Origin of the sequence: Pseudomonas sp. Irchel 3H9 (genome assembly GCF_900187495.1) — a bacterium.
Lineage (GTDB): Bacteria > Pseudomonadota > Gammaproteobacteria > Pseudomonadales > Pseudomonadaceae > Aquipseudomonas > Aquipseudomonas sivasensis.
Map to the genome: position 1 here is coordinate 195181 of NZ_FYDK01000007.1, position 25879 is coordinate 221059.

Annotated in this window: 13 protein-coding genes and 3 pseudogenes; 8 read left to right on the top strand and 8 right to left on the bottom strand. The window is 56.9% G+C overall.

What is annotated here, in order from left to right; translation table 11 throughout:
* Positions 1-9: 9 nt before the first annotated feature.
* Positions 10-1287: an O-acetylhomoserine aminocarboxypropyltransferase/cysteine synthase family protein gene (locus CKW32_RS23100; protein ID WP_032890357.1), complete on the top strand. Its 1278-nt coding sequence runs from the start codon at positions 10-12 to the stop codon at positions 1285-1287.
* On the opposite strand, the gene CKW32_RS23105 is transcribed toward CKW32_RS23100, so the two are convergent.
* The 3 genes from CKW32_RS23105 to putP form a co-directional block, all read right to left on the bottom strand.
* Positions 1273-1998 carry a DUF4123 domain-containing protein gene (locus CKW32_RS23105; RefSeq protein ID WP_095186102.1) on the bottom strand — a complete coding sequence of 242 codons (726 nt, stop codon included), beginning with the start codon at positions 1996-1998 and terminating at the stop codon, positions 1273-1275. The two genes, CKW32_RS23100 and CKW32_RS23105, sit on opposite strands and share 15 nt — an antisense overlap.
* 15 nt (positions 1999-2013) lie before the next feature.
* Positions 2014-4029, bottom strand: a complete 2016-nt coding sequence (locus tag CKW32_RS23110; RefSeq protein ID WP_095186103.1) for a type VI secretion system tip protein VgrG — start codon at positions 4027-4029, stop codon at positions 2014-2016.
* A 169-nt stretch (positions 4030-4198) separates the two neighbouring features.
* Entirely contained in the window at positions 4199-5683 is a 1485-nt protein-coding gene (putP, locus tag CKW32_RS23115) for a sodium/proline symporter PutP (RefSeq protein WP_032890351.1), read from the bottom strand.
* A 461-nt stretch (positions 5684-6144) separates the two neighbouring features.
* On the opposite strand from putP, the gene putA reads away from it, so the two are divergent.
* On the top strand, positions 6145-10098 hold the full coding sequence (gene putA, locus CKW32_RS23120; protein WP_095186104.1) for a trifunctional transcriptional regulator/proline dehydrogenase/L-glutamate gamma-semialdehyde dehydrogenase: 3954 nt from the start codon (positions 6145-6147) through the stop codon (positions 10096-10098).
* Positions 10099-10326: 228 nt separating this feature from the next.
* The gene (locus CKW32_RS23125) at positions 10327-12129 is read left to right on the top strand and encodes an acyl-CoA dehydrogenase (RefSeq protein ID WP_095186105.1); all 1803 of its coding nucleotides are present in this window, start codon (positions 10327-10329) and stop codon (positions 12127-12129) included.
* On the opposite strand, the gene CKW32_RS23130 is transcribed toward CKW32_RS23125, so the two are convergent.
* Both CKW32_RS23130 and CKW32_RS23135 read right to left on the bottom strand, forming a co-directional pair.
* Positions 12126-12416 (bottom strand): cell division protein ZapA, encoded by a 291-nt coding sequence (locus CKW32_RS23130; RefSeq protein WP_032890345.1) that lies wholly within the window; start codon positions 12414-12416, stop codon positions 12126-12128. The genes CKW32_RS23125 and CKW32_RS23130 overlap by 4 nt on opposite strands.
* A complete protein-coding gene (locus CKW32_RS23135) occupies positions 12413-12643 on the bottom strand; it encodes a hypothetical protein (RefSeq protein ID WP_032890343.1) in 231 nt (76 codons plus the stop codon). The genes CKW32_RS23130 and CKW32_RS23135 overlap by 4 nt, the downstream gene beginning before the upstream one ends.
* A gap of 344 nt (positions 12644-12987) precedes the next feature.
* On the opposite strand from CKW32_RS23135, the pseudogene CKW32_RS28920 reads away from it, so the two are divergent.
* The 5 genes and pseudogenes from CKW32_RS28920 to selO all read left to right on the top strand — a co-directional run.
* Positions 12988-13644, top strand: a pseudogene (locus tag CKW32_RS28920) (MCP four helix bundle domain-containing protein); the annotation flags it as partial.
* Between the two features lie 303 nt (positions 13645-13947).
* A pseudogene (locus CKW32_RS28925) lies at positions 13948-14547 on the top strand (methyl-accepting chemotaxis protein); the annotation flags it as partial.
* A 233-nt stretch (positions 14548-14780) separates the two neighbouring features.
* Complete coding sequence (locus CKW32_RS23145; RefSeq protein ID WP_032890339.1) at positions 14781-16523, top strand: potassium/proton antiporter; 1743 nt, start codon at positions 14781-14783, stop codon at positions 16521-16523.
* Positions 16524-16575: 52 nt separating this feature from the next.
* Entirely contained in the window at positions 16576-19959 is a 3384-nt protein-coding gene (mscK, locus tag CKW32_RS23150; RefSeq protein WP_032890337.1) for a mechanosensitive channel MscK, read from the top strand.
* 48 nt (positions 19960-20007) lie between these two features.
* Complete coding sequence (gene selO, locus CKW32_RS23155) at positions 20008-21471, top strand: protein adenylyltransferase SelO (RefSeq protein WP_095186106.1); 1464 nt, start codon at positions 20008-20010, stop codon at positions 21469-21471.
* 144 nt (positions 21472-21615) lie between these two features.
* Here selO and CKW32_RS23160 read toward each other — a convergent pair whose 3' ends face one another.
* From CKW32_RS23160 to CKW32_RS23170, 3 genes and pseudogenes are all read right to left on the bottom strand, one after another.
* Positions 21616-23958, bottom strand: coding sequence for a DUF262 domain-containing protein (locus CKW32_RS23160; protein ID WP_095186107.1), 2343 nt, complete (start codon positions 23956-23958; stop codon positions 21616-21618).
* Positions 23951-25204 carry a putative phage abortive infection protein gene (locus CKW32_RS23165; RefSeq protein WP_095186108.1) on the bottom strand — a complete coding sequence of 418 codons (1254 nt, stop codon included), beginning with the start codon at positions 25202-25204 and terminating at the stop codon, positions 23951-23953. Before CKW32_RS23165 ends, CKW32_RS23160 begins: the two co-directional genes overlap by 8 nt.
* A 219-nt stretch (positions 25205-25423) precedes the next feature.
* Positions 25424-25824, bottom strand: a pseudogene (locus CKW32_RS23170) (type II toxin-antitoxin system HigA family antitoxin).
* Positions 25825-25879: the final 55 nt, after the last annotated feature.

Genomic DNA, 25879 nt, shown 5'->3' on the forward strand with positions numbered 1-25879 from the left:
ATAACAATCATGAAAGACGCCACCATCGCACTGCACCACGCCTTCAAGTCGGACCCGACCACCAAAGCCGTGGCCGTGCCGATCTACCAGAACGTCGCTTTCGAATTCGATAACGCCCAGCACGGTGCCGACCTGTTCAACCTCGACGTGCCCGGCAATATCTACACGCGCATCATGAACCCCACCAATGATGTGTTGGAGCAACGCATCGCCGCCCTCGAAGGCGGTATTGCGGCACTGGCCGTGTCGGCCGGCAGCGCGGCCATTCACTATGCGATCCAGACCCTCACTCGCGCCGGCGACAATATCGTCACCACGCCACAGCTCTACGGCGGCACCTACACCCTGTTCGCCCACTTGCTGCCCAGCTTTGGCGTCGACGTACGCTTCGCCCGCGACGACAGTGCCGCGGCCATCGCCGAACTGATCGACGACAACACCAAGCTGGTGTATTGCGAAAGCATCGGCAACCCGGCGGGCAATATCATCGACATCGAAGCCCTGGCAGAGGTCGCCCATGCCCGCGGCGTGCCGCTAATGGTGGACAACACCGTGGCCACACCGATCCTGTGCAAGCCGATCCAGTTCGGCGCCGACATTGTGGTGCACTCGCTGACCAAATACATCGGCGGCCATGGCAACTCCCTGGGCGGGGCGATCGTCGACAGCGGCACCTTCCCCTGGACCCAATACCCGGAAAAATTCCCCGGCCTCAACCAGCCCGAGCCGGCTTACCACGGCGTGGTCTACACCGAAAAGTTCGGCCCCGCCGCCTTCATCGCTCGCGCGCGTACCGTACCGTTGCGTAACACCGGCGCAGCACTGGCGCCCATGAACGCCTTCCTGCTGCTCCAGGGCCTGGAAACCCTGGCCCTGCGCATGGAGCGCCATACGGAAAATGCCCTCAAGGTCGCGCAATTCCTCCAAGGCCATGCCGATGTGGAATGGGTCAGCTATGCGGGGCTGCCGGATCACCCCCATCACGCATTGGCGCAGAAATACCTGCAAGGCAAACCCTCGGCGATCCTTTCCTTCGGCCTGAAGGGCGGGTACGCGGCAGGTGTGCGCTTCTACGACGCCCTGCAAATCTTCAAACGCTTGGTGAATATTGGCGACGCCAAGTCCCTGGCCTGCCACCCCGCGTCCACCACCCATCGACAAATGAACGAACAGGAACAGGCCAAGGCCGGCGTGAAGCCGGAGATGATTCGCCTGTCAGTGGGCATCGAGGCGATTGAAGATTTGATCGAGGACCTGCAACAGGCGCTGGGCTCAACTCAACTCTAAGGCCAGATATTCGGCCAACGCCCCATGGGTGACATCCGGCCGACGAGCGAAATAAGCGACCTTGTGCTGCAAGGTCGCCAACGTGAAGGCGGTGTACAGGTCGGGCCGCTGCTCTTGCAGCCACTGCAAGAGGTTGTCGATCAAGGTTTGCGGTGCTTGCTCTGCCAGGTGTGCCAAGAGCGATGCGGGGACTCGCCACCAAGGGCTGGTGTTGGCCTCGGTCGCAGGCCCCGTCGCGACCGTCAGCGGCTGGCCGTTGATCAAGTAGCGCTGGAACACCGGCAATACTTTTGCCGCCTCATCGCCTAGCCCCTGCAACATCGGCAGACACTGGGTGCCATCCCAGAATCGCAAAAACACTTCCTGGCCATCCGGCAGATAGACCTTGGTCAAACTTTGGAGGTGCGCGATGACGACGTCTAACGGACTGGAAGATACCGCCAGCCACCCCCAATCCATTGTTTCAGTGGTTGCAGCCCATTCAAGAAAGGCGCTGTCAGGTTCGACGATGCCCAAGTAAGGCATGACCTCCTCCCATTCGGCGTAAGCCGTGCCTGTCCAAATTGATTGGGGCAGCGATGCGGCTGAGGTGGCTCGCCAGGCAGCAAGCGGATTGGCGTCGCTGGCAGCGCCCAACACCACGAAGAGCTGCTCATTGGGAAGCAGAGGGAATTGTGTAAGCCAAGCGCTGGGGATCAACCGTTCAGACATGGGGATAACTTCCTTTTAAGGCTGAGCTGAATGAGCGATATCGCACTGCCCTCTCTTACAGCGCTCACACTCTTCGCAAAAGGGAGCGCTACGCTTGAGGCTAGCCACCTGCACCAGGCTCAGGGGCGCGGGGATAACCGCCAACAGCTTCTCCTTCACTCCAGGCATCAACGGCGCTGCCACAGGAGCAGGACCACTTCCCAACTGAATCGGCACACTGCTGAAAATACCGCCCGCAGACAACGTGATCGACTGCCCTCCCGCCTGGATCGTCACGATGGCCCCCGCATCAATAACAACGCTTTGGCCTGCACCGATCTGAATGGTCAGCCCAGCCTTTACCTGCTGCGAGCCGCCGATCACCAGGTGATCATCCTGCTTGAGTTCGGTGAGCCGATTGCCGTGAGTGATGCGCAGCTCTTCGCCTTGAAGCTCATGGTGCGACTCGCCCGCCACCCTGATACGACGTTGATTGTCGACCGCCACCCGCTGGTCATGCAGCACGTGCTGGGTCCAATCTCGCTGGGCGCGCAGGTAAATTTCCTCGGAGCCCTTGCGGTCTTCGATGCGCAGTTCGTTGTAGCCACCGCCACCGGGGCTGCTACGACTGCGCAAGATGCTGCGGGTTTTGTCGGCCGGCAGGTCGAGGGGCAGCGATGTCGCAGCGTTGGGCAGGCAACCCACCACCAGCGGCATGTCCATATCACCATTGACGAACCCCACCAGCACTTCCATACCCACTCGCGGAATAAGCACCGCACCATAGCGGTCATGGGCCCAACCGCTGGCGACACGCAGCCAGCAGCTGGAATGATCGTCGTGCTCCCCGGCTCGATCCCAGGCCAGTTGCACCTTGACCCGCCCGTATTCATCGCAGTGGATTTCACTGTCGGCGGGGCCAGTCACCACTGCGTTTTGATAACCCGCCAATGTCGGCCGCGGTTGCTCGGGCAAAGGCGGTCGGAAAATCACGTCCCACGGCGCAGCAACAAACTCGTTGCGATAACCCTGACGAAAATCGCCACCGGCGACCTCGGTCACCGCCTCCTCCAACACCTGGGGTTGCTTGCCTTCGTGAGTGACGTGAGTCACCAACCACAAGTCATTCCATGGATCACGCGGGTGACCGGTCAACGTAAGGAAATGGCCGCTGACCAATGCCGGCTCATCACCGCTGCCGCGGGCAATTCGATAGTCGCTACGGTTCCGCTCCAACCCCCGTTGCGCGAGGTACTTGCCGTGGGACCGGTCGCAAAAGTGGCCGGGATAGCCCTGCGCCTCAAGACGTGGCAGCTGTTCGCTGGCCACGTCACTCTCCAGCACCAGGCTAGGTTTACGGAAATCGTAGTCACGCAGGTTGACCGCCGTGGTGCGGGTTTCCAGTTGCACGGCAAAGCGCTTGATCGCGGGTGTATCCGCCACCATCCCTGAGCCTGGCATGTAGGGCGTTGGCTGATTGGGTTGGGCGAATACTGTTTGATCATCGCCAAATACCAGCAAGTGCCGTTCAGGCGAGTGCTGGAAGTGATAGTGAATCCCCTGCTCGGCACACAGCCGCTGAATGAACGCCAAGTCGCTTTCAGCAAACTGCACGCAATACTCGCGCTCGGGGTAAACACCGCTCAGGTGAAATTCGAATTGATCGGCATGGACCCCCTGCTCCACCAGCACCTGCGTAACAATCTGCGGCACTGTTTGATGCTGGAAAATGCGCTGGTGACTGCTGTGGGCCAGGTAGGCCAATTGCGGCACGAGCTTGATCTGATAACGCGTCAGGCGCCGCCCGGAGTCGCCCTGCGCCACCCGATAGACCAGGCCGTGGACGCCATGGCCGAGCTCATCGAAACGCAGATAAACCTGGCGATGCAGCAAACTTTCCAGGTCGAGGTCAGGCTGCTCACTGACCAGTTCAAGGTCAAAACAATACGGCTGGCTGATGGCTTCCGCACCGTGAAACTCAAAAACGTTGAGTTCACTGGGCTCCCCGTCGAGGGTCAGGGTAAAAGCACTTTGATTGGCAGGAGCGAACATCCGGTGTTTCTCTGCGAGGAGTAGGCGGTGGATTCTGCACCACTGTTTTGCACGGCAGAGCGCACGCCCGATAAATCAGCAACTCCCTACACACACGCGCAAAAAAAGGCCCGCCATCCGTAGGACGCGGGCCTTTTTTCAATTCGTAGAGCGCTTAACGCCCGGCGAATTACTTGTTGAGGTTGTAGTCTTTTTCCGCCGCATCAAAGCGCTCGACCATACCGGCGGTCGGGGCGCCCATCTTGCTCACGAAGAAGATCGCGAGGCTGGCGAAGATGAAGCCTGGGATGATTTCGTACAGGCCCAGCAGTTCGAAGTGCTTCCACACGATCACGGTGATCGCGCCGACCAGGATGCCGGCCAGTGCGCCGTTGCGGGTCATGTTTTTCCAGATCACCGAGATCAGTACCACCGGACCAAACGCCGCGCCGAAACCGGCCCAGGCGTAGCTGACCAGGCCAAGGACGCGGTTGTTTGGATTGGCAGCCATGGCGATGGCGATCAGCGCCACCAGCAGCACCATCAGACGGCCGACCCAGACCAGTTCAACCTGGGAGGCGGTCTTGCGCAGGAAGGTTTTGTAGAAGTCTTCGGTCAGGGCGCTGGAGCACACCAGCAGTTGGCAGCTCAGGGTACTCATCACGGCCGCGAGGATGGCCGACAGCAGTACGCCCGCGATCCATGGGTTGAACAGCAGCTTGGCCAGTTCGATGAACACACGTTCGTGGTTCTCGTTGACCGGGCCAGCCACTTCCGGGTGCGCCGAGAAGTAAGCGATACCGAAGAAGCCCACGGCCACAGTGCCGCCCAGGCACAGGATCATCCAGGTCATGGAGATACGGCGTGCGTTGGCAATCGACTTCACCGAATCCGCCGCCATGAAACGCGCGAGGATGTGCGGCTGGCCGAAGTAGCCCAGGCCCCAGCCCATCAGCGAAATGATGCCGATGAAGGTGGTGTTTTTCAGCATGTTGAAGTTGTCAGGGTTCTTCGCTTCGATCGCCAGGAAGGTCGTATCGACACCACCGGTGGCCAGCAGCACGATGATCGGCGTGAGGATCAGCGCGAAGATCATCAGCGTGGCTTGTACGGTGTCAGTCCAGCTCACTGCCAGGAAACCACCGACGAAGGTGTAGGCAATTGTCGCCGCAGCGCCGGCCCACAGCGCGGTCTCGTAGGACATGCCGAAGGTGCTTTCGAACAGACGGGCACCGGCCACGATGCCGGAAGCGCAGTAGATGGTGAAGAACACCAGGATGACCACGGCGGAGATGATCCGCAGCAGGCCGCTTTTATCTTCGAAACGGCTGGAGAAGTAATCCGGCAGCGTCAGGGCGTCGCCGTTGTGTTCGGTCTGTACCCGCAGGCGACCGGCCACGAACAGCCAGTTGAGGTAGGCACCGACGATCAGGCCAATGGCGATCCAGCTTTCCGACAGACCGGACATGTAGATTGCGCCCGGCAGGCCCATCAACAACCAGCCGCTCATATCGGAAGCACCGGCGGACAACGCTGTCACCACGCTACCGAGGCTGCGACCGCCAAGAATGTAATCGGAAAGGTTGTTGGTGGAGCGATAGGCCATGAAGCCGATCAGCACCATTGCTGCGATGTAGATCACGAATGTGATCAGAGTTGGATTACTTACGCTCATTTGAGTGACGCCCTGGCTTTGTTTTTATGTAGCGGCGGTCTGTCAGACGGCCACCCACTGGTCAGTGGGTAAACGTAGCTGCATGCCGCGCATTTATGACTGACGTTTCCCCAGGAAAGCCGTCAGCCGATGAACCCCGGTTTACGGATGGTTGCACCTTGGCCGCGAATGCTATTCAACAAAGCAAATAAGGTGCAACCAGTTTCTGGGGAATAAGTTGCACCTGAGTACAAAATCCGCAAAACACCCTGTTTTTGCTCCCTTTCGGAGCAAGAACAGCCGATCTAAGAAGTAAAAGCACCAAGACAAAGCGCATTCTGCTGGCGTCAAAATTAATTCGGATGAAGCGTCGAAAATTTCATGGATAAAAAGGGTTGCACCCGGTTGCACCTCTGCATGCGCAAAGCTAATCTTGCCGCCAGCTAATGCCACTCGGTAGTGGCACCCATGAGGATAAGAAAATGGCGACGACCACCCTTGGGGTCAAACTTGACGACCCGACCCGCGAACGCCTGAAGGCAGCCGCGACCTCCATTGATCGCACGCCGCACTGGCTGATCAAGCAGGCGATTTTCAATTACCTGGAGAAACTGGAGGGTGGTGCAACCCTGACCGAACTCAACGGTTTGAGCAGCAAGGATGCCGATGACGCGGGTGAAGTCCAGGCCGACCATGCGCACCAGTGCTTCCTTGAATTCGCCGAGAGCATCCTGCCGCAGTCCGTACTGCGCGCGTCCATCACTGCCGCTTACCGTCGCCCAGAGCCGGAAGTGGTGCCGATGCTGATCGAGCAGGCGCGTCTGCCGGCTCCAATGGCTGAAGCCACCAACAAGCTCGCCGCCTCGATTGCCGAAAAACTGCGCAATCAGAAAAGTGCTGGCGGTCGCGCCGGCATTGTTCAGGGCCTGCTGCAGGAATTTTCCCTGTCATCCCAGGAAGGCGTGGCCCTGATGTGCCTGGCCGAGGCGCTGCTGCGCATCCCGGACAAGGGCACCCGTGACGCGCTGATCCGCGACAAGATCAGCACCGGCAACTGGCATCCGCACCTGGGCAACAGCCCGTCACTGTTCGTCAACGCTGCCACCTGGGGTCTGCTGCTGACCGGCAAACTGGTCGCCACCCATAATGAGGCCGGCTTGACCTCGTCCCTGAGCCGCATCATCGGCAAAAGCGGCGAGCCGATGATCCGCAAGGGCGTCGACATGGCCATGCGCCTGATGGGCGAGCAGTTCGTCACCGGCGAAACCATCGCCGAAGCCTTGGCCAACGCCAGCAAGTTCGAAGCCAAAGGTTTCCGCTATTCCTACGATATGCTCGGTGAAGCCGCACTCACCGAACACGATGCCCAGAAATACCTGGCGTCATACGAACAAGCGATTCATTCCATCGGCAAAGCGTCTCACGGCCGTGGGATTTATGAAGGCCCGGGTATTTCCATCAAGCTGTCGGCACTTCACCCGCGTTACAGCCGTGCGCAGTACGAGCGCGTGATGGACGAGCTGTACCCGCGCCTGCTGTCCCTGACCTTGCTGGCCAAGCAATACGACATCGGCCTGAACATCGACGCCGAAGAGGCCGACCGCCTTGAGCTGTCCCTCGACCTGCTGGAGCGCCTGTGCTTCGAGCCGCAACTGACCGGCTGGAACGGCATCGGTTTCGTGATCCAGGCCTACCAAAAGCGTTGCCCCTATGTAATCGACTACGTCATCGACCTGGCGCGCCGCAGCCGCCATCGCCTGATGATCCGCCTGGTAAAAGGCGCGTACTGGGACAGCGAGATCAAACGCGCCCAAGTCGAAGGCCTGGAAGGCTACCCGGTGTATACCCGCAAGGTGTACACCGACGTTTCCTACATTGCCTGTGCACGCAAGCTGCTGTCGGTGCCGGAAGTCATCTACCCGCAGTTCGCCACGCACAACGCCCACACCCTGTCCGCCATTTACCATATCGCCGGTCAGAACTATTACCCCGGCCAGTACGAGTTCCAATGCCTGCACGGCATGGGTGAGCCGCTGTACGAGCAGGTCGTAGGCAAGGTTTCCGAAGGCAAACTGAACCGTCCGTGCCGCGTGTACGCACCGGTCGGCACCCACGAAACGTTACTGGCTTACCTGGTGCGTCGCCTGCTGGAAAACGGCGCCAACACCTCGTTCGTTAACCGCATCGCCGACCAGTCCATCTCCATTCAGGAGCTGGTGGCTGATCCAGTGGCCAGCATCGAGCAAATGGCCACGCAGGAAGGCGGCTTCGGCTTGCCGCACCCGCGTATTCCATTGCCACGCGACCTGTACGGCAGCGACCGCGCCAACTCGGCCGGTATCGACTTGGCCAACGAACACCGCCTGGCGTCGCTGTCCTGCGCCTTGCTGGCAACCGCACACAACAACTGGAAAGCCGCGCCGATGCTGGGTTGCGCCACCAGTGATCAACCGGCTGCGCCAGTACTGAACCCGTCTGACCTGCGTGATGTGGTTGGTCAGGTTCAAGAAGCTACCGTCGAAGACGTCGACAACGCGATTCAATGCGCCATCAACGCTGGCCCGATCTGGCAGGCCACCCCGCCCGCCGAGCGTGCCGCGATTCTGGAACGTGCCGCCGACCTGATGGAAGGCGAGATCCAACCGCTGATGGGACTGCTGGCTCGCGAAGCCGGCAAAACCTTCGCCAACGCCATCGCCGAAGTGCGTGAAGCTGTGGACTTCCTGCGTTACTACGCCGTACAGGCCCGTAACGACTTCACCAATGATGCCCACCGTCCGCTGGGCCCAGTGGTCTGCATCAGCCCTTGGAACTTCCCGCTGGCGATTTTCAGTGGTCAAGTCGCAGCCGCATTGGCCGCCGGCAACCCGGTATTGGCCAAACCTGCCGAGCAAACCCCGCTGGTGGCTGCACAAGCCGTGCGCATCCTGCTGGAAGCCGGTATTCCGGAAGGCGTGCTGCAACTGCTGCCGGGCCAGGGCGAAAGCGTGGGTGCCCGCCTGGTCGGTGATGATCGCGTCAAAGGCGTGATGTTCACCGGTTCCACCGAAGTCGCGCGCCTGCTGCAACGCAATGTCGCCGGCCGCCTGGATGCCCAGGGCCGTCCGATCCCGCTGATCGCCGAAACCGGTGGCCAGAACGCGATGATCGTGGATTCTTCGGCACTGACCGAACAAGTGGTCATCGACGTGGTGTCCTCGGCCTTCGACAGCGCCGGCCAGCGTTGCTCGGCCCTGCGGGTACTGTGCCTGCAGGAAGATTCGGCAGACCGCGTCATCGAAATGCTTAAGGGCGCCATGGCTGAATGCCGCCTTGGCAACCCGGAGCGCCTGTCGGTAGACATCGGCCCGGTGATCGACGCCGAAGCCAAGGCCGGCATCGAGAAACACATCCAGGCCATGCGCGACAAAGGCCGCAATGTGTACCAGGTGGCAATTGCCGACGGTGAAGAAATCAAGCGCGGCACCTTCGTGATGCCAACCCTGATCGAACTGGAAAGCTTTGACGAACTGCAACGCGAGATCTTCGGCCCGGTACTGCACGTGGTGCGCTACAAGCGCAAAGAGATCGACCAGCTCATCGGCCAGATCAACGCCTCCGGCTACGGCCTGACCCTGGGCGTGCACACCCGTATCGACGAGACCATCGCCAAGGTGATCGACAACGTCAATGCCGGTAACGTCTACGTAAACCGCAACATCGTGGGTGCCGTGGTCGGCGTGCAACCGTTCGGCGGCGAAGGCCTGTCGGGCACAGGCCCGAAAGCCGGTGGTCCGCTGTACCTGTACCGCTTGCTGTCGACCCGTCCTACCGATGCGATCGAGCAATCCTTCGTACGTGGCGACACGTTGACTGCACCGGATGTACGTCTGCGCGACGCCATGAGCCAACCGCTGACCGCCCTGAAAACCTGGGCCGACAGCAATTCGTTCAGCGAGCTGAGTGCTCTGTGCAGCCAGTTCGCCGCACAATCCCAAAGCGGGATCACCCGTCAGTTGGCGGGTCCGACCGGCGAGCGCAACAGCTACGCCATCCTGCCCCGCGAGCACGTACTGTGCCTGGCGGAAGTGGAAGGCGATCTGTTGACTCAACTGGCGGCGGTATTGGCCGTCGGCGGTTCGGCGGTATGGCCGGAAACTGACCTGACAAAAGCCGTGTTCCTACGCTTGCCGAAGGAAATTCAAGCGAAGATCAAGCGCGTGGCGGATTGGACCAAGGACGAGGTGGTGTTTGACGCCGTCCTGCATCACGGTGACTCAGACCAACTGCGTGCGGTGTGCCAGCAAGTGGCGCAGCGCGGTGGGGCGATTGTCGGGGTGCATGGCTTGTCTCAGGGCGAAACATCCATTGCCTTGGAGCGCCTGGTGATCGAACGGGCGTTGAGCGTTAACACCGCTGCAGCGGGCGGTAACGCCAGCCTGATGACCATCGGCTAACTGGCGAAACGCGGTAAACATGTGGGAGGGGGCTTGCACCCGATTGTGGTGGATCAGTCAACTTATCTCTGGCTGACCCACTGCTATCGGGGGCAAGCCCCCTCCCACATTTGATCGCACTTCAAATGATCATCTGTGTTTTGCCACTCCATCACTTAGATCAATCTTGCTGTTCACCCTTAATTCGCGCACTTAGACTCAGGCCAATTCCTTCAAAGGTAAGCCGCCATGTCCGAGATGCTGCTCAGTTCCCGCAATCTGGCTTTCGAGCTGTACGAAGTCCTCGATGCCGAGGGCCTGACCCAGCGCGAGCGGTTTGCCGAGCACAATCGCGAAACCTTCGATGCGGCCATCAGCACCGCGCGCTCCATCGCCGAAAAATATTTCGCGCCGCATAACCGCAAAAACGACGAAAACGAACCGCGCTACGAAGACGGCAAGGCGATCCTGATTCCGGAAGTCAAACCGGCCGTGGATGCGTTCCTGGAAGCCGGTTTCCTCAATGCCGCCCGCAGTTTCGAAGCGGGTGGCATGCAGTTGCCGACCTTGCTGTCCCAGGCCTGCTTTGCGCACTTCCAGTCCGCCAACGCGGCATCCACTTCCTACCCATTCCTGACCATGGGCGCGGCCAACCTGATCGAAAGCTTCGGCACCGAGGAGCAAAAACAGCGCTTCCTACAACCGATGATCGACGGGCGTTTCTTCGGCACCATGGCCCTGACAGAACCCCACGCGGGCTCATCGCTGTCGGATATTCGTACCCGCGCCGAACCTGCGGCTGACGGCAGCTATCGACTCAAGGGCAACAAGATCTTTATCTCCGGAGGCGACCACCCGCTGTCGGAAAACATCGTGCATATGGTGCTGGCCAAGCTGCCGGATGCGCCGGCCGGGGTGAAGGGCATTTCGCTGTTCATCGTGCCCAAATTCCTGGTTAACGATGACGGCAGTCTCGGTGCACGCAACGACGTGCTGTTGGCCGGGCTGTTTCACAAGATGGGCTGGCGCGGCACCACGTCGACCGCGCTTAACTTCGGCGATAACGGCAACTGCGTCGGCTATCTGGTGGGTAAACCACACCAGGGCTTGAGCTGCATGTTTCAGATGATGAACGAGGCACGCATCGGCGTCGGCATGGGCGCGGTCATGCTCGGTTACGCCGGCTACCTGTATTCCCTGGAATACGCTCGCGAACGCCCGCAAGGTCGTCTGCCCGACAGCAAAGACCCAAGCACCGCGCCGGTCTCGATCATCCAGCACGCGGATATCAAGCGCATGCTGCTGACCCAAAAAGCTTACGTAGAAGGCGCGTTCGACCTGGGCCTGTACGCCGCGCGCCTGTTCGATGACACCACGACGCTGGAAACCGAGAGCGAACGCAAACAGGCCCACGAACTGCTGGACCTGCTCACGCCCATCGTTAAATCCTGGCCGTCGGAGTTTTGCCTCAAGGCCAACGAACTGGCGATCCAGATCCTCGGCGGCCACGGCTACACCCGTGAATACCCGGTGGAGCAGTACTACCGCGACAACCGCCTGAACCCGATCCATGAAGGCACCCATGGCATCCAGTCTCTGGATTTGCTGGGCCGCAAGCTGGCACAGAACGGCGGCGCGGGGCTCAAGCAACTGATCCGCCTGATCTCCGAAACCGGCGCCCGCGCCCAGGAATACTCATCACTCACCGCCTTGAGAGAACCTCTGGAACAACTGGTTGCGCGCCTGCAACACGTCACCCTGGGCCTGCTGACGGATCTCGCCCACGGCAAGGTCAACAGCAGCCTGGCGAACTCGGCGCTGTACCTGAAGGTATTCGGGCATACGGTAATTGGCTGGCGCTGGCTGGAACAGGCGATTCGCGCCGAAGAAGGGCTGGCCAAGGGCAATGCGGCGGATGCTGCCTTCTATAAAGGCAAGCTCCAGGCCGCCCGTTACTTCCTGACCTGGGAAGTACCGGGCTGCCATCATGAACTGGCGATTCTGGAGGCACGGGATGATACGTGCCTGGGGATGCAGGATGCGTGGTTCTAAGGCTGGATAGCCTTGGAAATCACCTCGACCGTGGCGCTGACTTGCTCTTGGTAACGGTCGAGTTCCTGCTGATGAGCCTGCTGCAGTTCAATCTGCTCGGCGCACAGGTTCAGCGCCGCCAGCACCAGTAATTTGTCACCGATCAGGGTCGGGTACTTTTTCTTGGTGGTGGCCAGGGAGGCCTTGAGCATGGTCACGGCGTGCATCAGGGTCTTGTCTTCCCCGGCTGGCGCCTTGATCGAGTAATCCTCTCCGAGAATCGAAACGACCTTTATCCCTTCATTCATGCGCCGACAGGCCCTGCGCTCACACGCTCAACCAACGCCTGGATACGGGCAGCGGTGGCGCCGTGTTTTTCTTCCTGCTCCATCAAGCTCAGTTGCAGGCTGTCGTTCTCATCCTTGGCGTTGGCCAGTTCGGCCTTGAGGGATTCGTTGCTGCTCAGCAGGTCTTGATTCTGCTGTACGAGGTCGTTGACCAGTTGTTCCAATTGGCTGAGGGATGCTTCTAACATTTTGATTTCTCGGGCTTTTTCAAAGGGCGGTGACGATAAAGAAAATTCACCTCGGATGCCAGGGTTATCCCCGGCGCGCAGCCCGATTTTTAGGGGCCGGGCCGCACTTTCGAGCCTTAGTGACTGCATTTACCCGATCTGGTTCCTGAATCGGCCAAACCCCTCGTCAGATGCGACAAAAACGCACACGCCCCTTTAGACTTTAGTCGTACGACCGATAGAGATGCACACCCCGTCTCACCCCTCGCACGGATCGCGCTTCTCCCCAGGATTCCCGCATGTCGCTTCGTAATATGAATATCGCTCCGAGGGCATTCCTCGGTTTTGCGTTGATTGGTGCACTCATGCTGTTTCTCGGTGTATTCGCCCTCAACCAGATGAGCAAAATCCGTGCTGCCACTGAAGACATCACCTTGTCCAGCGTGCCAAGCATTCGTGCCCTTGATGAATTCACCCAACTGACCTTGCGCCTGCGAGTGCTGTCGTACCGCTTGCTGACCAACCGCGAGCCGGACGTGCAGCAAAAGACCCTGGAAGCCTTCGAACTGCGTAACCAGCAGATCCGCACAGCCCAGGGCATTTACGAAAAACTGATTGAAGGCAGCGAAGAGCGCGCCACCTACAACGAGTACGTGCGCTTGCTTGGCCAGTACCATCAAATTGAAGAACGCATGAAGAGCCTGTCACGGGCCAACCAGGTGGACGAGCTGCGCAGCCTGCTCAACACCGAGTTGCTGAGCAACTCCGAGCAGGTCAACGCCGTGCTGACGCGCCTGCTGGACCTCAATAACAAGATGGCCCTCGCCACAAATCAGGAGGCCGAAGACCAATACAACTTGGCGTTCAACCTGGTCGTGGGCCTGCTGGTGATCGCCACGGCGCTGACGATGTTGTTCGCCTGGCTGCTGACCCGCAGCATCACCCTGCCGATTTCCCAAGCGCTAGAAGCGGCGGAAGAAGTCGCCGAAGGCAACCTGACACGGCCGATCAAGGTCGACGGCAACGACGAAGCCGGACGCTTGCTGGCCGCCATGGCCAAGATGCAGGACAAGCTGCGCGACACCCTGCAACGCATCGCCGGTTCTGCCACCCAGTTGGCTTCCGCCGCCGAAGAGCTGAATGCCGTCACCGACGAAAGCGCCCGTGGCCTGACCCAGCAGAACAACGAGATCGAGCAAGCCGCCACCGCCGTCAATGAGATGACCAGCGCCGTCGAAGAAGTCGCGCGCAATGCGGTGAGCACCTCTGAAGCCTCGCGCAACGCCACCACCTCAGCCGGTGACGGCCGTGACCTGGTGCAGGAAACTGTCAGCGCCATCGAGCGCATGAGCGGCGATGTACAAGCCACCGCCACCCTGATTGGCGACTTGGCCAATGAGTCGCGTGATATTGGCAAAGTGCTGGACGTGATTCGCGGCCTGGCTGACCAGACCAATCTGCTGGCCCTGAACGCGGCGATTGAAGCCGCGCGTGCCGGCGAAGCCGGGCGTGGTTTCGCGGTGGTTGCCGATGAAGTACGGGCGTTGGCCCATCGCACCCAGCAGTCCACCAGCGAGATCGAGCGGATGATCGGCAGTATCCAGGCCGGCACCGAGCACGCGGTGGATTCGATGCGCAACAGCACCGAGCGCGCTGAGTCGACGCTGAACATCGCCAAAGGTGCCGGGATGTCGCTGGACACCATCAACACGGCGATTGTCGAGATCAACGAGCGCAACCTGGTGATCGCCAGCGCGGCGGAAGAGCAGGCGCAGGTGGCGCGGGAAGTGGACCGCAACCTGGTGAACATTCGTGACCTGTCGGTGCAGTCGGCGACCGGCGCCAGCCAGACCAGTGCGGCCAGCAGTGAGCTGTCGCGCCTGGCGGTGGATTTGAATGGGATGGTCGGCCGCTTTCGCCTCTAACTGCCTGCACTGGCTTGAAATGTGGGAGGGGGCTTGCCCCCGATAGCGGTGGGTCAGTTACAGATAAGCTGACTGACATACCGCCATCGGGGGCAAGCCCCCTCCCACATTCAGATCTGCGCCCGGCGTTAAAAGCTTTTTGACAGCACAGCAATTCAACAGGTTAGAATCCCTGGCACGCAGACTGCATGGTCAGTTTGCGTCCCGTCTTATTTGCTCATGGAGTACTGCCTTTGAATGCGACGACCATCAACAGCCTGTTCTTGATCGGCGCGTTGCTGGTGAGTGCGAGCATTCTGGTGAGTTCTCTTTCGTCGCGCCTGGGCATCCCGATCCTGGTGATCATCCTGGCCGTGGGCATGGTCGCCGGCGTCGATGGCGGCGGCATCATTTTCGATAACTACCCAACCGCCTACCTGGTGGGCAACCTCGCACTGGCCGTAATCCTGCTCGACGGCGGGTTGCGCACGCGGGTGGCGAGTTTCCGAGTGGCGCTTTGGCCAGCACTGTCCCTGGCCACGGTGGGGGTGTTGATTACCACCGGCCTCACGGGCATGGCGGCGGCCTGGTTGTTTGACCTCAATATTATTCAAGGCTTGCTGATTGGCGCGATTGTCGGCTCCACAGACGCTGCGGCGGTGTTCTCGCTGCTCGGCGGCAAGGGCCTGAACGAACGGGTCACCGCCACTCTGGAAATCGAATCCGGCAGCAACGACCCAATGGCGGTGTTCCTCACCGTCACCCTGATTGACATGCTCGCCAGCGGTCAGACCGGTCTGCACTGGAGCCTGCTGACTCATCTGGTACGCGAATTCGGCATCGGTGGCATCGTCGGCCTGGGCGGCGGTTGGCTGATGCTGCAGATGGTCAACCGTATCAATCTGGCGACCGGCCTTTATCCGATCCTGGTGATCGCCGGCGGCCTGTTCGTCTTCGCACTGACCAACGCCTTGCACGGCAGCGGCTTCCTTGCCGTGTACCTGTGCGGCCTGGTAATCGGCAACCGCCCGGTGCGCAGTCGGCATGGCATTTTGCACATGCTCGACGGCATGGCCTGGCTCGCGCAAATCGGCATGTTCCTGGTGCTTGGCCTGCTGGTCACGCCCCATGATTTGCTGCCAATCGCTCTGCCGGCCCTGGGCCTGGCGCTGTGGATGATCCTGTTTGCGCGTCCTCTGTCGGTGATCGTCGGCCTGCTGCCGTTCAAAGCGTTCCACGGTCGCGAAAAAGGCTTTATCGCCTGGGTCGGTCTGCGCGGCGCAGTCCCGATCATTCTCGCGGTATTCCCGCTGATGGCCGGACTGCCCCACGCACAGCTGTACTTCAACCTGGCGTTCTTTATCGTGCTGGTCTCGCTGCTGGTGCAGGGCACGAGCCTGCCGTGGGTGGCCAAGTTGCTGAAAGTGACCGTACCGCCGGACCCCGCTCCGATCTCTCGCGCCGCCCTGGAAGTACACGTCACCAGCGAGTGGGAGCTTTTCGTCTACCGCCTGGGCGCCGAAAAATGGTGCATCGGGGCAGCGCTGCGCGAACTGAAAATGCCTGAAGGCACGCGGATTGCTGCGCTGTTCCGGGGCCAGCAACTGCTCCATCCGTCGGGTAGTACGGTGCTGGAAGTCGACGATCTGCTCTGTGTGATCGGCCATGAACACAACCTGCCAGCCCTCGGCAAACTGTTCAGCCAGGCACCACAACGCGGCCTCGATCTGCGCTTCTTCGGCGACTTCGTGCTGGAAGGCGACGCCCAACTGGGCGCGGTTTCGGCCCTTTACGGCCTGAAGCTGGAGGGTATCGACCCGGACATGCCACTGAGCAGCTTCATCAACCAGAAAGTCGGCGGCGCCCCTATCGTCGGCGACCAGGTGGAGTGGAACAACACCATCTGGACCGTCGCGGTCATGGACGGGAACAAGATCGGCAAAGTGGGCGTCAGATTCCCCGAAGGAAGTCGCCCGGGCCCCGGACTCTTCCTCTAAACTGCGGAGCGACAGCACGCTCCCGATTCTTCACCTTGCAAGACCGGTCTCTATGCCAACCCTGCGCACTTTTCTCGCCACTGCCCTGCTGGGCCTGACCCTTTGTGTCGGCAGCGTCTACGCCGCCGAGCCGCCCAGCGCCGACGCCATTCAGCAAACCCTGGACAAGCTGCCTGATCGCAAACTGCCCGACGCCGACATGAAGGCGCTGCAGTCGATCCTGCAACAGACCCTGACCTACCTGGGCAACCAGCAGGATTATGAGCAGCGCCTCACTGACCTCAAGCGCCAGCTGGAAGACGCGCCGCGCCAGACCAGCGAAAACCAGCGCGAGCTGACCCGGCTCAAGGCCACCAAAATCATCCCGGTGGCCCAACGCTATGCCACGCTGCCCGTGCCACAGCTTGAGCAATTGCTGGTGCAACGCACCACCCAGCAAGGCGACCTGCAAAAAGACCTGGCCGAAGCCAACAGCCTGACCATCGCTGCCCAAACACGCCCCGAACGCGCGCAGACCGAAATCAGCAGCAGCCAGACGCGCATCCAGCAGATCAACGCGACCCTCAAGGCCGGTAAAGACAATGGCAAAGCCCTCAGCGGCGACCAGCGCAACCAACTGAATGCCGAACTCGCTGCGCTCAATGCCCTGATCCCCCTGCGCCGCCAGGAACTGGCCGGCAACAGTCAACTGCAAGACCTGGGCAACAGCCAGCACGACCTCGTGGTGGAAAAGACCGCGCGCCTGGAACAAGAAATCCAGGACCTGCAAACCCTGATCAACCAGAAACGCCTGGCCCAGTCCCAACAGACCGTCACCCAGCAGTCGATCGAAGCGCAAAAGGCCGGTGGCAGCAGCCTGTTGGCCACCGAAAGCGCGGCCAACCTGAAGCTGTCCGACTACCTGCTCAAAAGCACCGACCGCCTCAACGACCTGACCCAGAAGAACCTGCAGACCAAGCAGCAACTGGACACCGTGACCCAGAGCGACTCGGCCCTGGACGAGCAGATCAACGTGCTCAAGGGCAGCCTGCTGCTGTCGAAGATTCTGTATAAGCAAAAACAAGCGCTGCCACGCCTGACGGTGGACCGCGACCTGGCGGACGACATCGCCAACATTCGCCTGTACCAGTTTGAGGTCAACCAACAGCGTGAGCTGATCAGTTCCCCCAGCACCTATGTGGACAATCTGCTGGCCAACCAGCCACCGGATGACATCACCCCGCAACTGCGCCGAACCCTGCTGGAACTGGCGATTACCCGCAGCGACCTGCTGGAGCGCCTGAGTCGTGAGTTGAGCGCGCTGCTCAATGAGTCCATCACCCTGCAACTGAACCAGAAACAACTGCTCAGCACCGCGACCACCCTGCGCGCAACGCTGGATGAACAGATGTTCTGGATCCCCAGTAACAAGCCGCTGGACACCGAGTGGCTGGAAACCGTGCCGGCGCACTTGAGCAAGCAAGTCACCACCCTGCCCTGGGCCTCCAGCGTCAGTGAGTTGTACGACGGCCTGACCCAGCGCCCGCTGCTGTTCCTGCCGTTGCTGCTGTTGATCGGCGCACTGCTGTGGCGACGCAAGGCCCTGTACCAACGCCTGAACAAGGTCCACCTGGACATCGGGCACTTCAAGCGCGACAGCCAGTGGCACACGCCGCAAGCCATCTTGATCAATATCCTGCTGGCCATGCCCGTATCGCTGGGACTGGCGCTGTGCGGCTACGCGCTGCAGATCGACGCCCGTGGGCAAAACGCCAACCTGGGTTCAGCCCTGCTGCAACTGGCCCAGGCGTGGCTGGTGTTCTACACCGCCTACCGCATCCTGGCGCCGGGCGGCGTGGCGGAACTGCACTTCCGCTGGGAAAAACCCCAGGTCGAATTCCTCCAGGGTTGGGTGCGCAAACTCGGGCTGGTGGTATTGGCTCTGGTGGCCGTGGTGGCGATTGCCGAGCATCAACCGGCGGCACTGGCGGACGACGTGCTGGGCATCGCCGTGGTCCTGACCTGCTACGCCCTGATGGCCTGGCTGCTCGGGCGCCTGCTGCTGCACAGCCCGACCCACGAAAAAGCCTCGCTGTTCCGCAAGTCCGTGGGCCTGGTATTCACCGCGCTGCCGATCGCCCTGTTTATTGCCGTGTGCTTTGGCTACTACTACACCGCCCTCAAGCTCAGCGACCGACTGATCAACACCTTGTACCTGTTGATGTTTTGGCTGGTCATCGAAGCCACCTTCGTCCGCGGCCTAGGCGTTGCCGCCCGGCGCCTGGCTTATTCCCGCGCCTTGGCCAAACGCCAGGCCGCCAAGGAAGCAGGTGACGGCGAAGCGGTAATCGAAGAGCCGACCCTGGACATCGAGCAGGTCAACGAACAGTCCATGCGCCTGATTCGCCTGGCCCTGCTGGGCGGCTTTATCGCCGCGTTGTACTGGGTGTGGTCGGACCTGATCTCGGTGTTTTCGTACCTGGATAACGTCACGCTGTACGAATACACCAGCGGCACCGGTGCCAATATCAGCATGGTGCCCATCAGCATCGGCGACTTGCTCGGCGCGCTGATCATCATCGGTATCACCTTCGCCCTGGCGCGCAACCTGCCCGGTCTGCTGGAGGTGTTGGTGCTGTCCAAACTGGATCTGGCACAGGGCAGCGCCTACGCCACCACCACGCTGCTGTCCTATGTGATTGCCGGCGTCGGCTTCGTGTCCACCCTGTCTACCCTCGGCGTGAGCTGGGACAAGCTGCAGTGGCTGGTCGCCGCGCTGTCGGTGGGCTTGGGCTTCGGCATGCAGGAGATCTTCGCCAACTTTATCTCCGGCATCATGATCCTGTTCGAACGCCCGGTGCGTATCGGCGACACCATCACCATCGGCAACCTGTCGGGCACGGTGAGCAAAATCCGCATCCGCGCCACCACCATCACCGACTTCGACCGCAAGGACATCATTGTCCCGAACAAGACGTTCATTACCGGGCAACTGATTAACTGGTCGCTGACCGACACCATCACCCGCGTCACTCTGAAACTGGGCGTGGACTACGGCTCCGATCTAGACCTGGTGAAGGAATTGCTGCTCAAGGCCGCGAGGGAAAATCCACGGGTGCTGAAGGAACCGGAACCTCACGTGTACTTCCTCAACTTCGGCGAAAGCACCCTCGACCACGAGCTGCGTATGCACGTGCGCGACCTGGGTGACCGCAACCCGGTACTCGACGAGGTCAACCGCTACATCAACCGTGAGTTCAAGAAGCAGCACATCAACATCTCGTTCCGGCAGATGGAGGTGTACCTCAAGAACATGCATGGCCAGGAGTACAAACTGGTGCCGGTCGAGGATGATCGCAAGACCATCGCCGGGCCCGCCACCGAACAGGACGCCCCCGAGCCGCCGCCCGGCAAAGTCGACGATGCGCCGGAACCGCCGCCCAGCAAACTCGACTAAAGCGTCTATCCCCAGCAGAATGCTCGGACATTCTGCTGGAGATGGCCGGTGAAAGCCCTCGACGAACTGACCTTCGACAACCGCTTCGCACGCCTGGGCGACGCGTTCTCAACCCACGTTTTGCCCGAACCCCTCGACGAGCCTCGCCTTGTCGTGGCGAGCAACGCCGCCATGGCCCTGCTCGACCTCGTCCCGGCGGTGGCCGAAACGCCGGTATTCGCCGAACTGTTCAGCGGCCACAAGCTGTGGGCCGAAGCAGAACCGCGCGCGATGATCTATTCCGGGCACCAGTTCGGCGGCTATACCCCTCAGCTGGGCGACGGCCGTGGGTTGTTGCTGGGCGAGGTGTACAACGAGGCCGGCGAACATTGGGACCTGCACCTCAAGGGCGCCGGAATGACGCCTTACTCGCGGACGGGCGATGGCCGCGCGGTTTTACGCTCCTCGATTCGTGAATTCCTCGCCAGCGAAGCACTTCACGCGCTGGGCATTCCCAGCAGCCGCGCGCTGTGTGTAATCGGCTCCAGCACGCCGGTATGGCGGGAAAAACAGGAGCGGGGTGCCATGGTGTTGCGCCTCGCGCCCAGCCATATCCGCTTTGGGCATTTCGAATACTTCTACTACACCAAGAAGCCCGAGCAGCAAGCCGAACTGGCCGAGCATGTGCTGAACCTGCACTACCCCGAGTGCCGCGAACAGCTCGAACCGTACCTGGCGATGTTCCGTGAAATCGTCGAGCGCAACGCCGAGATGATCGCCAAATGGCAGGCCTATGGTTTCTGCCATGGCGTGATGAACACCGACAACATGTCGATCCTGGGCATCACCTTCGACTTCGGGCCGTTCGCGTTTCTTGATGACTTTGACGCGCACTTCATCTGCAACCATTCGGACCATGAAGGGCGCTACTCCTTCAGCAATCAGGTGCCGATTGGACAGTGGAACCTCAGTGCGCTGGCCCAGGCGCTCACGCCGTTTATCAGCGTCGATGCCTTGAAGGAGGCCCTCGGCCTGTACCTGCCGCTGTACCAGGCGCACTACCTGGACCTGATGCGTCGCCGACTCGGGCTCACCACCGCCGAAGACGACGACCAGCAACTGGTGGAGCGCCTGCTGAAACTGATGCAGAACAGCGGTGTGGATTACACCTTGTTCTTCCGGCGCCTGGGCGACGAATCGGCAGAGATGGCGGTGGCGAAGCTGCGCGATGATTTTGTCGACCTCGCCGGCTTTGATGCCTGGGCAGGACTTTACAAGGCTCGTGTTGAGCGGGATGGGGATTACAGCGAGGAACAGCGCCGTGAGCGGATGCACGCAGTGAACCCGCTGTACATCCTGCGTAACTACCTCGCACAGAACGCTATCGCTGCCGCCGAATCAGGCGACTACAGCGAAGTGCAGCGGTTGCATGAGGTGCTTTCCAAACCGTTCGAGGAGCAGGCGGGGATGGAGCAATATGCCCAGCGACCGCCGGATTGGGGCAAGCATTTGGAGATCAGTTGTTCGTCGTAGACTTATGCATATGAGGGGCTAATTAAAATAGGATATACATCCTTGAAATTTAAAATATCCGCACGCCCCTAAAATTTACGCTTATATGATAAATGGCCAGGACTTTCGATACCATGGCCACATAAAAATCAAAAACCGCTGCTCTTAAACCTCAATTTTAGTGGCCGAGTTCAATAGCTCACTGAAATGTTCTTGATAGGTTTGCGCATCGTCGATTTTTGACGGATTTTTAATTTCTTTCTGAACTAACGCCATTTTCCCCTTTATCTCATTGAAAGATATCTGACTTAAATCCTCGTAAGAGTATCTTTGCAGTATTTGAAACAATATATAAAAATCAACCAAATAGCGTTTATACGTTGATTGCTCTTTATTAATCAACGAATTAAGCGATGCCTTAAAATCGGCCGGGTCAAGCTTAGACTTTAGCAAATTAATGTATTTTTCAATACTTTCAAGACTGCCCATAAAAGAACGTTTAAGTTCTACATCCATTGAGATACGCTCTAGCAGGTTAGAGACATCTTTCTTCTCACTAATTCGGCAGTTGATTTTTTTATCACGAAGATAAAATCCGATACTCTTAAAGTCCTTCCGGTGCTCAGTGCAGTGTGCGATGTAAGACAGCAGAGCAATAAGCTCTTCATTCAGCATCCGATCCACACCAGAGCTCGTATCCCTTTGCTTAATAAAAAGCCAAGAGATATTTTCATCTGTTATGTCTCTGATTTTCTTTATCACATCTCGATCCATGAAAGAATTCCACATTTCAAAGGAGTTCTCTTTGATGGGATAAGGCTTATTGTTCAAACGAATAAACAAATCTACAGGCTCGAAATTATTGTTTAGAGCATAGTCAATTTCAATAACACTAAGTTTAAAGTCAAGAATTTTTTCTTGAGTATTCACATCTAGAGCGGTGTAAGATTTCCCATCTAGCTCACTCAAAATTTTCAAACGATTTAATTTGTAATTAACATTCTTAGGATATACAAAATCCCCTACCTCATTCTGATACTGCTTCCCTAAAAAACCCAGAATAGATAGCAAGCGCTGTTGCCCATCGATAACTTCTTTCACACCAGACTTATTTTTAAAAATAAATATTGGTGGCAAATTAATCCCCAATATGACACTTTCGATGATTGCAGAGGCCTTATACAGATTTATTTTTTCTTGCCGCTGGTAAGTGGGCCTCAACTGGTACTTATTCGTACTAATCTCGCTAATTATTTCTTCAATCGGGATAAGAGAGGGCTCTGGCTTCTGAACGCGAAGTGAGGATAACTCTGCGATTTTGAGCTTAGCTTCTTTCTCACTCTGCCTTAAAGTTTTAACGACGCCTTTGAAATTTTCATCTTTAAAAAACGAAGAAAAACTGAAAGAAAAAGCATTTTCATAAGCTTTAGCAGCAGCTTGATGCCTATTTATTATTGACTTGTAATGATGGCTATTTTCAGAAATAAATTCCGGAAGTAGCTTTTTTATGGACGCCTCGATAATTTTTGACTTGGACTCTTCGAGAATAGCCTCTCGGGGAATATCATTTTCAACAAGAATACACAGCCCCCAAAGTAGTGATTCATTTACAAGCTTGTTAGCTTTGATTGATTCATCAGCAAAAGAATTAATCAACGAAGCGCAGGCTTTCAAATTCAAAGCCAAAAACTCACAAAGCTCATTCACATCATCGGTATTACTACTCTTCACATTATATAAGAGATCGATAATTTCAGATCTATTCACACCTGTCGCATAGGTGTTTATTGGAAACGAGGACAACACTAAATACTTACGTAGAAATTGGAGAACCGTCGCGTTATTTGGCGACATATCTGACAATTGCCTACCAATAAATTTCTCCGCCACATCACTAATTAGCTCTTTATCAGTGCCTAACAGCTCCTTTAGTCTATTAGTAATATCATCATCATCGTATGTAGCATTATCAATTTCCGCACTATTTAGCGGAGTAATACCAGAGTTATAACGTCGGAAAATTTCTTTCTTTATTTTATCTTCTAAAATTGTTTCGAGCTTCGGTTCATTTATGACTTCAAACTCAAATATACGTATCTTCGCATTATCCAATATACTCTTAATATCTTCATCAAGCTTAGAGTAAGTCTGATCTCTGAGTTGGGTAAGCTTTGTCAAACCATTCAGATTCAACTTGATGTCACCCTCTCGGAAACGCTTAATTGTTTCATAGCGTTGGCGACCATCTATAACCTCAATTGATGCTCCGCTTAGAAAAAATATGAGGGGAGGAATATCAGTACCAAGCAAAATGCTTTCTATAAAGAACGAGGCTTTAGCTAAGTCCCAAACATAATTGCGCTGATAATAAGGTTTATAATTTATTTTGCGAGTCATCCGCTCGCCAAACAACGTCTTGATGGACAAGGAGTATACACTTGTCTTAATATGTTTTTTAAATACATTCTCAAACTGATCTTTATTCAAATACAAATTTGGATTAGACATTTTTTACCCCATCAGCATCGCCATTTAAACGCAGAATATTTTGACTAACAATTATAAAAGAAACATCATTCTCACCAACACAGACCTTTACGAAATCAGAAAACGGTTCGTTTTGATATCGAGAACAAACAAAAAAGTCGTATAAAAGAAAGCTCATGTAAGAAGAGAAATCCTCAACATTAAAGTTCAATATTTGCATTTCCGAAGAAGGTAATGGATATGAGAAATCAATTTGCATCTCATTCAACTCACTAGCCCTTACCGAAAGCGTAATATTATTCTGCTCTATAATAGAGAAAGAAACCTTTTCCTCTTCAAAGTCTTCACCTCTTATCGACACCTCCAGCTTCTGGATGACCTCCGATATTACGGAAAATAACGTAGTATTGAACCCCAACAAGTCAGAAAAATTAATCTGACCTGTTAGATAGCCTTTAAACTCCGGCTTTGATATTGATGGCAAATGCTTTAGGAAGTTATATCTAAGTATAAACCTGTAGAGCTGTTCACCATACCGAGACTGTGAATTATAGTATATCGCAAGCATCTCATTCTCCGACAGCTGAGATCGCAAAATTGTTATATACTGAAACTTATCACTTTCATCCAAATCAGACTCATCAACAACCTTAAAAATTCTATATATAATTTTATAATAGTGCGACAATTCTTCTTTTCGTGAATAGTACAACGTCACATAATGCTCTTTTGCCTTTTTATGACAGCTATCAGGATTAACGCACCAAACAAAATCATCTAACATCGACCGCCTAAGGGTTTTAAAGTAGTTTCCTTCAGCGCATTGCTCATTTAGGCCATCCACGATTTTTCTATACAAATCGATTAAAGAAAAATACATCGACGACATTCTCTGCTGTTTAAGTGTCCGCGATTGTTCGATAAACACCTGCCTTGACTGGTATAGCTCATCGCGCTGGAGACGAAATTCTTCAATCTGAAGATCTAAGGCCTCAGCTTGCTTTACAAAAGCATCTTTATTAGTTTTAAAATCATCACGCTGTTCTTTCAAAGCAATATAAAATATTAAAACACCGCAAAGAGACCAAATAGAGCCCAGTACTCCGCCAATAAAATCCCCAAATGTGCCAAACTTGGCACTATCTATCTGAAGAGAAGTATCCAAATCAATCTTCCACAAAAATAAAACCGTCAGTGGAACAATTAAAAAGAAACTATAAAGTGCAAATTTAACTACCCTATCAACGTTTACCGAACCCAAATCCATGGAAGCTTCACCAGTTATCTAATTTATTACCTGAGCTAGTGATAAGCAGAATATATGCAGACCACATACACCGAATACTGGCAATATAGTGCCACAACACCTCAAAAAGCTAGCAAGACATACTCGAACACCGCGCAATGGCTTGCTACCAGCTGCAACCGCCACGCCCCGCGGCAGATTTGTTATGAGTAGATGGGCGTCGCCGGTTAGCCCTTAGACCTAGATAAACGTTCTCACTGAAACTCCAAACCGTCCCGCCAACCAGCGAATTTGCCCTCTATTGAGCTGGCGCTTCCCATTCAAGATCTCAGAAACGACCGGCTGCGTGCCGCCCCCGGAAGGTCGATTTGAGTAAGATTATGCCCACACACCATGTAGCGCAGCACATCGACGCCACTGGCGAGGGGCATTGGGTGATGCTCACGATCGTAGGCTTCGATCCAGTCGTTGATGATTTCCTCAAGCTCATTTAGTAGGTGAGCTTCGTCCTTTCCAAGGATATCCAGTAACAGATTGAGGGCCATGACCGGCCTGTCATAGTCCGCCTCAGTTTGAGGTTTGGTCAGCAGTGGTGAAACAAAGGGCCAATGTGCAATGGCCCGTTTGAAGTCGTCGCCCATCAGTCATCCTTTATTTTGTTATTGATAAACAGCATTGTGGGCTCCAGATTGAAAC

Bases quoted from the DNA above. Each gene is read 5' to 3' on its own strand.
- CKW32_RS23100 (WP_032890357.1), top strand. From the start codon at position 10: ATGAAAGACGCCACCATCGCACTGCACCACGCCTTCAAGTCGGACCCG.
- CKW32_RS23105 (WP_095186102.1), bottom strand. From the start codon at position 1,998: ATGTCTGAACGGTTGATCCCCAGCGCTTGGCTTACACAATTCCCTCTG.
- CKW32_RS23110 (WP_095186103.1), bottom strand. From the start codon at position 4,029: ATGTTCGCTCCTGCCAATCAAAGTGCTTTTACCCTGACCCTCGACGGG.
- putP (WP_032890351.1), bottom strand. From the start codon at position 5,683: ATGAGCGTAAGTAATCCAACTCTGATCACATTCGTGATCTACATCGCA.
- putA (WP_095186104.1), top strand. From the start codon at position 6,145: ATGGCGACGACCACCCTTGGGGTCAAACTTGACGACCCGACCCGCGAA.
- CKW32_RS23125 (WP_095186105.1), top strand. From the start codon at position 10,327: ATGTCCGAGATGCTGCTCAGTTCCCGCAATCTGGCTTTCGAGCTGTAC.
- CKW32_RS23130 (WP_032890345.1), bottom strand. From the start codon at position 12,416: ATGAATGAAGGGATAAAGGTCGTTTCGATTCTCGGAGAGGATTACTCG.
- CKW32_RS23135 (WP_032890343.1), bottom strand. From the start codon at position 12,643: ATGTTAGAAGCATCCCTCAGCCAATTGGAACAACTGGTCAACGACCTC.
- mscK (WP_032890337.1), top strand. From the start codon at position 16,576: ATGCCAACCCTGCGCACTTTTCTCGCCACTGCCCTGCTGGGCCTGACC.
- CKW32_RS23160 (WP_095186107.1), bottom strand. From the start codon at position 23,958: ATGTCTAATCCAAATTTGTATTTGAATAAAGATCAGTTTGAGAATGTA.
- CKW32_RS23165 (WP_095186108.1), bottom strand. From the start codon at position 25,204: ATGGATTTGGGTTCGGTAAACGTTGATAGGGTAGTTAAATTTGCACTT.